The organism is Salinivibrio sp. ML290 (assembly GCF_001995695.1).
In the GTDB taxonomy this organism is placed as follows: Bacteria; Pseudomonadota; Gammaproteobacteria; order Enterobacterales; family Vibrionaceae; genus Salinivibrio; species Salinivibrio siamensis.
The window spans coordinates 314,812-321,850 of sequence record NZ_MUEY01000007.1 but is presented as its reverse complement, the minus strand read 5'-3'; the positions used below and the strand labels follow the sequence as shown (position 1 = coordinate 321,850).

6 protein-coding genes and 1 pseudogene are annotated in these 7,039 nt (G+C 50.5%); 5 read left to right on the top strand and 2 right to left on the bottom strand.

The features are described from left to right. Together BZG23_RS16470 and BZG23_RS08965 are read left to right on the top strand one after the other, a co-directional pair. Positions 1-145: pseudogene (locus BZG23_RS16470) on the top strand (IS256 family transposase); the annotation flags it as partial. 39 nt (positions 146-184) lie between these two features. Continuing rightward, positions 185-1,837 carry a diacylglycerol kinase family protein gene (locus BZG23_RS08965; RefSeq protein WP_158011369.1) on the top strand — a complete coding sequence of 551 codons (1,653 nt, stop codon included), beginning with the start codon at positions 185-187 and terminating at the stop codon, positions 1,835-1,837. Here BZG23_RS08965 and BZG23_RS08960 read toward each other — a convergent pair. Next, positions 1,816-3,210 (bottom strand): sigma-54-dependent transcriptional regulator, encoded by a 1,395-nt coding sequence (locus tag BZG23_RS08960; RefSeq protein ID WP_198532131.1) that lies wholly within the window; start codon positions 3,208-3,210, stop codon positions 1,816-1,818. The two genes, BZG23_RS08965 and BZG23_RS08960, sit on opposite strands and share 22 nt — an antisense overlap. A 236-nt stretch (positions 3,211-3,446) precedes the next feature. Between BZG23_RS08960 and BZG23_RS08955 the strand changes: the two genes are divergently transcribed. The 3 genes from BZG23_RS08955 (at position 3,447) to BZG23_RS08945 (ending at position 5,355) form a co-directional block, all read left to right on the top strand. Then, positions 3,447-4,025 (top strand): BON domain-containing protein, encoded by a 579-nt coding sequence (locus BZG23_RS08955; protein ID WP_046075680.1) that lies wholly within the window; start codon positions 3,447-3,449, stop codon positions 4,023-4,025. An 81-nt stretch (positions 4,026-4,106) separates the two neighbouring features. Continuing rightward, entirely contained in the window at positions 4,107-4,388 is a 282-nt protein-coding gene (locus BZG23_RS08950) for a hypothetical protein (RefSeq protein ID WP_046075679.1), read from the top strand. A 115-nt stretch (positions 4,389-4,503) separates the two neighbouring features. Continuing rightward, positions 4,504-5,355 (top strand): EamA family transporter, encoded by an 852-nt coding sequence (locus BZG23_RS08945; RefSeq protein WP_046075678.1) that lies wholly within the window; start codon positions 4,504-4,506, stop codon positions 5,353-5,355. 88 nt (positions 5,356-5,443) lie between these two features. Here the strand turns inward: BZG23_RS08945 and glpD are convergent, their stop codons facing one another. Beyond that, positions 5,444-6,985: a glycerol-3-phosphate dehydrogenase gene (gene glpD / locus BZG23_RS08940; RefSeq protein WP_077606722.1), complete on the bottom strand. Its 1,542-nt coding sequence runs from the start codon at positions 6,983-6,985 to the stop codon at positions 5,444-5,446. Positions 6,986-7,039: the final 54 nt, after the last annotated feature.

Here is a 7,039-nt window from a genome sequence, read left to right as displayed (position 1 = left end):
CGAGAACGCATTGCTCAAGTTGCTGTATGCAGGTATGTTGAAGGCGTCAGAGAAGTGGACGCATCCGGTGCAGAATTGGAACCTGACATTGTCCCAACTGAGCATCCACTTCGAAGGGCGGCTCGACGACTACGTAGATCTTTAAACGTTGGGTGACACAGAACTATGAACACCCTCAATAAGCGTGTTTATAGGTCCCTTTTATAGCTTGGTCGCCGCGTGTTTATTTACGATCAGCTGGTGGATACCTAACGTCCTCCTTACCTTGCTTTTCTCATGGTGTGCGGCAGCATTTTTCGCCGTTAGTATCGCTTATTGGCGCAATCAGCCTCGCCTTTTTCGCAAACGCCAGTCCGGGCAGTTGCCTCGCATCAGCCAGTGGGTGTTTGCGCCATTTTTCACCTTTACCCACCTGTACAATCGTTGGGCAAGAAAACGCGATGTTGCACCGCCCGTCCAGCAAGTCGCCCCTGGGCTCTATGTCGGTGCCCGCCTGACCTACAAAGACATCCCCGATCTGCAAGCGCAAGGTATTGATGGGATATTAGATGTTACCGCTGAATTCGAGAGCGTCGACCGTTTCACACAATCACAGGCTGTCGCCTATCTCTCGGTGCCCGTATTGGATCATGCCTATCCCTCCCGTAGCCAACTGATGCGCGCGTTACAATGGCTACATCAACAGCGACAAGCCGAACACAAGGTGGTGGTGCATTGTGCACTAGGACGCGGACGGTCCGTGATGGTTGTTGCCGCCTATCTTTGGGCACTTTCTCCCCACCATTCGCTCGAGGATGTGCTTGGTGACATCAAAATGGTACGCCCCAAAGCACACTTGAACCAACGCCAGCGCCGCGCTTTAGTGCGTTTTCAGCAAAGCGGTGCGTTGCGGTTGGCGCGTCCCATTGCCTGGATCATTGCTAACCCTGCTGCAGGTGGAAAGAAATGGCGTAAGCACCGCGACTATATTCAGGCCTATTTAGGTGACGGGTATCGGTTAGTCGTCCATCAGACACGCCATAATCGTCGTAGTTATCAACTCGCTTGCCGCGCTGTGTCACAACAGGCTGATGTGGTGATCGCCGCCGGTGGAGACGGCACCGTGAACGCCGTTGCGCGAGCACTGATTAACACCGCAATCCCTTTAGGCGTATTACCACTTGGCACCGCAAACGCTTTATGCCATGCATTGTGGGGGATAAAGACCAAATTTTTAAATATTGATGCCGCTTGCGATGTAATTTTAGATGGGACGCCACGAACCATCGACACCGCACGCTGTAACGGCAAAGTGGCGTTGTTAGTCGTGGGCGTTGGCTTTGAACAACAAATGATTCGCCACGCCGCTCGGGAGCAGAAAAATCAATTAGGCCAGTGGGCGTATTTGCAGGGTCTACTCGGGGCTGCCAGTCAAAATCAAGCCATCGATCTCACCGTTCAATTCGATCACCAAGCGCCTCAGTTGATCCGCACAACCAGTATGGTGGTCGCCAATGCCGCACCAATAACAACCTTATTAGCCCAAGGGCAAGGCCAACCAAATTATGCCGACGGCAAACTCGATGTCACTTGGCTCACCGCGAGTTCTACCAAAACAGATACCGCGTTGTCCCTCATGGAATTAGCATTCGCGAGTCTGTTTGAAACACGATTAGGCCGCTTTACTCACTATCAACAAGTCACACGCGTCTCGATACGTGCTACATCAGTCATTGACTATGTCATTGACGGCGAGCTTTATCGCGACCGAAAACTGACGATTGACGCGCAGCCTCAATCACTCGCGATCCTATCTCCGCCTCTTCCTGATGCCGCTCAATCAGACGATAATGCATGATATTGCTGGAGTTTGTTGTATAAGGTTTTAGGGCTGATCCCAAGCGCCTTAGCCGTACGCTGACGATTTCCTTGACAGCGTGCGAGTGTTTGTAAAATCGCTGCTTTTTCAAGTTCATCAAGCCTGATTCCCTCTGGCAGCGAAAGCGCCTCAACCGCTGTTGACGGATCATCACCCATCACGTTAGCGGGTAGATCCGTGACTTCAATGCACCCATTACTCAATAGAAAGCCATGCTCAATAGCATGTTTGAGTTCACGTACATTCCCTGGCCAGTGGTAGTGCTGGACGTGCTCGAGCGCGTTATCGCTAATGCTCACGGTTGTCTGATGATTAAAATTCAATTCAGCGAGGAAATGCGTGGTCAGTGCATGAATGTCATCTCCTCGCGCCCTTAATGGCGGAACCGTCACCACAAATTGTGCCAAGCGATAATAAATATCCTCACGCAGCTTGCCTTGCTGAATCGCCTCTTGCGCGTCGCGATTGGTGGCGGCCAAAAGACGCACATTTGCTTTTTGATTGCGTGTCGAACCAACTGGGCGGTATTCCCCTGACTCCAGCACCCTCAATAATTTCACTTGCAGCGACTGGGGCATTTCCGTTATTTCATCGAGAAACACCGTTCCCCCTTCGGCTTGGTAAAAAATCCCTTGGTGATCTTGATGCGCGCCAGTGAACGCCCCTTTGACATGACCAAACAACTCACTTTCGATCAGTTCTGGGCTCAGCGCCCCACAGTTGACCGCCATAAAAGGGGCATCCCCCCCTTGGCTTCGCCTCTCCATCCCGCCTATGTCAGTCGGTCGACCCAAGCCATGGAGTGTTTTTGCGACATGCTCCTTGCCCACCCCACTCTCACCGATGATAAACACATTCGCTTTCGTTGGACCTAGTCGTTGAAGCTGGCGGTACAGGGCCAGCATCGGGCTTGATGAGCCCAATAAATAGCCGTATTGATCTGCCTGGCTAGTAATAACGGGGGTACCCTGTGATTGCCCACGATCCTCACCGCGCATCTGATCAATAACGAGATGCTGGAAGGCCTGCTTATCGATAGGACGACGAAATACCGTCGCAGCCATGTCTTGGGCGTGGTGATTCCAAGCAGGAAAGGGCGCGCCATCAGTCAATAACACCCATTGCGTGTGGGTGATACGCATCATGATGGCGAGCAGCTCATCGATATCGCCATCCTTGGTGTCAACATCTATTACGACCCAGTCAGGGTCATCAACCTGACACGCTTCTAACAGTGCGGCTAACGTATCAAACCACACCACGTTCGTCGCTCGCGCGTTAAGCGCCACCTTTAGCATATGACGCAAAGAGGCATCTGACGACTGAGGTAAATAAGCGAACAAGCAAGACATATACATCGCATTCCTTCCAAGCGTTTTCTTGTTCTAGACTGCCATATCCAACCCCAGTTATTAAGTAATAATTACCAGAACTTAGGAAAAAATTACCTAAAAAGCAAAACCATCAAATCATCAACCACTATATAAGCTGTTGATATTTAAACTATTTTAAAACTGGCATAGATTTCGCTTTTGGGAGCCTAGCAGCGCCACAACGTTGCTCACACTCATTGAAAAAGGAGGATTTAATGAAGACGACTCCGCAAGGTCGATTTCATCCTTTATTTGTATCATTAGGGTTAGCGCTTGCGCTTGGCGCTTCTTCTGTCTCTGCGGCGAGCAGCGCCAATGACTGGCAAGATGAAGCCAAAGACGCTTGGATTGATGGCAAAGCCGAGTCCATGCTGATGGTGAACACTAACCTCAATAACTTTGATATCAACACAGATGTTGAGCAAGGCGTGGTCATTCTAACCGGGAAAGTCGATACCGAGCTTGATAAAAGCTTGGCCAGTGGCTTAGTTCGTCAGATTGATGGCGTGAGTGAGATAAAAAACGAGCTCACTGTGTCGCAACCTGCGAGCCAGTCAGCCGACCTAGGCCAAGCCGTCGTTGACACCAAAGTCAGCGCGGCGCTTAAAACAAGCTTGTTGCTGAATCCCGATATTAGTGGAACCAATATTGATGTATCCGTTAACGATGGCGTCGCAACCCTATCAGGCGAAGTGAAAAGTGATGCCGCGCGCGATCTTGCCGTATTAATGGCAGAGAACGCGCAGGACGTTGAACGAGTCATTGATGAACTCGACGTCGAAGGCAATGCCTAAATAATAAGGCGTTTCGCCACTGCGTTTCGCCACTGATTAATCGCCTGTACGTAGACTTAGGCCCTTTTAACAGGAGGTATTATGCAACGCCAAGAGATGATAGATAAGTTACATAATCGCTTGCAAGACTGGAATCAAGAAATTGATAAACTCGAAGAAAAAGCGAATGTTGCTTCGGCAAATGCAAAAGCAGAGTACCGAGAGTCAATTGAGCATTTGCGCGCAAGAAAAGAGCAAGCGAAAACACGCATTAATGAGCTGCAGCATGCCAGTGACGATGCGTGGGACGACATTAAACAAGGCGCCGAACAGGCACTGACGTCTCTCAAAGATGCCTACGACTCAGCTAAACAAAAATTCTAGCGAATACGATAGGATTGAGACAATTCGCTCCAAAATCTTTGCCGCTCTCATCGGAGCGGCTTTTTTTTGCCTCTATGTTAAGGTAATAGCTCTATTTTACTGAAAAGGAGGGATTATGCAGGCTCGTGCGCTTTTTGTTGCGATATTGAGTGTTTTTGGTGCCATGTGCGCCATTCAATTTGGCGCATCCTTTGCCAAACAGCTTTTCCCTCTGGTGGGCCCTATTGGGACCACTGCCCTGCGTGTCGGCTTTTCTGCCCTCATTTTGTGGCTCGTCTTTCGCCCTTGGCGTCAGTGGCCACGCGCGCGACATTGGCGAGCGATAACGGTATATGGTGGCTGTCTTGGTGGCATGATGATGCTGCTTTATTTGTCTATCGAGACTATTCCGTTAGGGATTGCCGTCGCACTTGAGTTTACCGGTCCTTTATTGGTGGCTTTAATCTCTATTCGTCGCGCCAGAGACAGTCTTTGGATCGTGCTCGCCGTTGGCGGTGTTATTACTCTCCTCCCCGATTTGTCAGGCGTGGATGCCTTGGATCCAAAAGGAGTGGCTTACGCATTAGCGGCGGGCGGCTGCTGGGCTGGCTATATTCTATTTGGACAAAAGGCTGGAAATTTAGCGCCAGGCGGCGGGACGGTTGCTCTGGGGATGAGCGTTGCTGCCCTTTATCTCGTACCAGCGGGCTACATTGCGACTGATGGTGCGATTTTTCAATGGCAATTGATACCCTTGGGGATCGCTGTCGCCCTTGTCTCCAGTGCTATTCCTTATTCTCTGGAGATGATAGCGTTACGCAACATGCCCAAACAAACCTTCAGTGTGATGATGAGTTTAGAGCCTGCTGTTGCCGCCATGGCTGGGCTACTCGTGCTCGATGAACAACTGGCCCTGCGTCAATGGCTCGCGATTGGCATGGTGATCAGCGCATCACTAGGCAGCACGTTATCGGCCAAAAGGCGTTAGAAAACAGTCGATCGAAAAGAGCGCCGACCATCGGCGCTCTTTTTTGTCATCCCATCGTGTTAGCGACACGGGCTCACTTTACCGAGTGCTAGCTTGCCTCGCTTAATGGCAGTGCGTTTACTTTAACGCGCTGCTGCTCGATGTATTGGCTAATCGCATCAGCCTGTTCTTCAGTCAGATACAAGCCTAATTTGGTGCGACGCCATAAGGCATCTTCCACATGCTGAACAAACTCATATTGCACCAGATAGTTAATTTCCACCTGGTAAACCCCATCAGCAAACCGATGACCCATATCCGCTTCACTGTGACAACCTCTCATTAGTTGATGTGTGCGGGTACCGTAGGTATCGACAAATCGCTGCGCCGTATGATGGCTTAACCACGGATAACGTTGTTTAATCGACAGGGCGAGCTCATCCCGTGTGCAGCTGAAATCACCACCGGGAAGTGCACCGCTAGCCGTCCAAGGCTGACCCATCTTGTCAAAGAATGGCTCGAGTTTGCGCATCGCAGACTCCGCCAGTTTACGATAAGTCGTGAGCTTACCGCCAAAGATGGAAACCAACGGCGCTTGATTGCCTTGGTGCTCCAACTCTATGGTGTAGTCGCGTGTCATCGCCTGTGGCGAGTCCGATTCATCATCACACAATGGTCGCACGCCACTGTAGCTCCAAACGACATCCTGAGGCTGAATTTGGTGAGTAAAGTGCTGATTGACGACATCAACTAAGTAATCAATCTCAGCCTCGTCAATTTTTGCTTCTCGGGGATCGGCTTTATGCTCCACATCCGTGGTACCAATCAATGAGAACTTGTCGAGATATGGGATCACGAAGACGATACGGCCATCATTATTCTGCAGAATATACGCTTGTGGGTCTTGATGAATACGTGGCACAACAATATGAGAGCCTTTGATCATTTTGATCCCACGCGGCGATTTTTCGTGGAGACTGTCATCGTAGAATTGCTTCACCCAAGGGCCAGTCGCGTTCACCAATGCCTTGGCTTTGCGCTCAAAGCGCTCACCGGTATGTGCGTCCTCTAGCGTCACTCGCCAAATCGTGTTTTCACGCTCTGCCGCGACCACTTGGCAGTAATTGCGCACCTCTCCCCCTTTTTCACGCGTATATTGCGCATTGAGTAAGGTTAAGCGCGCATCATCCACCCAAGCATCTGAGTACTCAAATCCGACTTTCATGTCCTTGTTCATGTAGCCAGTTTTACGCAAATCAACCTTGTGGCTGCTCGGTAATGTTGAGCGCTTACCGAGGTGGTCATATAAAAATAGGCCACAACGGATCATCCAGGCTGGGCGCAGATACGAGCGATGCGGCAAACGGAAACGCATCGGAAACGCAATATGGGGCGCCTTGTTGATCAGTACCTCACGTTCGGCCAGTGCTTCCGAGACCAAACGGAACTCATAATGCTCGAGATAGCGCAATCCACCATGAATAAGCTTCGAGCTCGCGGATGAAGTGGCCGATGCGAAATCTTTGGCATCGTACAGACCCACATTGAGTCCACGACCCGCCGCATCAGCAGCGATACCGGCACCATTAATCCCGCCCCCAACCACGAGGATGTCGAGAAGTGCGTCTTGATGAGAATTATGCGTAGTCATTTTTAGCCGACCTTGTTCAAATATGAGCGAACGAACATTAACTGATGGATATAA

Coding starts and splice junctions, on each gene's coding strand:
- BZG23_RS08950 (WP_046075679.1), top strand. CDS start 4,107: ATGCAACGCCAAGAGATGATAGATAAGTTACATAATCGCTTGCAAGAC.
- BZG23_RS08945 (WP_046075678.1), top strand. CDS start 4,504: ATGCAGGCTCGTGCGCTTTTTGTTGCGATATTGAGTGTTTTTGGTGCC.
- BZG23_RS08955 (WP_046075680.1), top strand. CDS start 3,447: ATGAAGACGACTCCGCAAGGTCGATTTCATCCTTTATTTGTATCATTA.
- BZG23_RS08960 (WP_198532131.1), bottom strand. CDS start 3,210: ATGTCTTGCTTGTTCGCTTATTTACCTCAGTCGTCAGATGCCTCTTTG.
- glpD (WP_077606722.1), bottom strand. CDS start 6,985: ATGACTACGCATAATTCTCATCAAGACGCACTTCTCGACATCCTCGTG.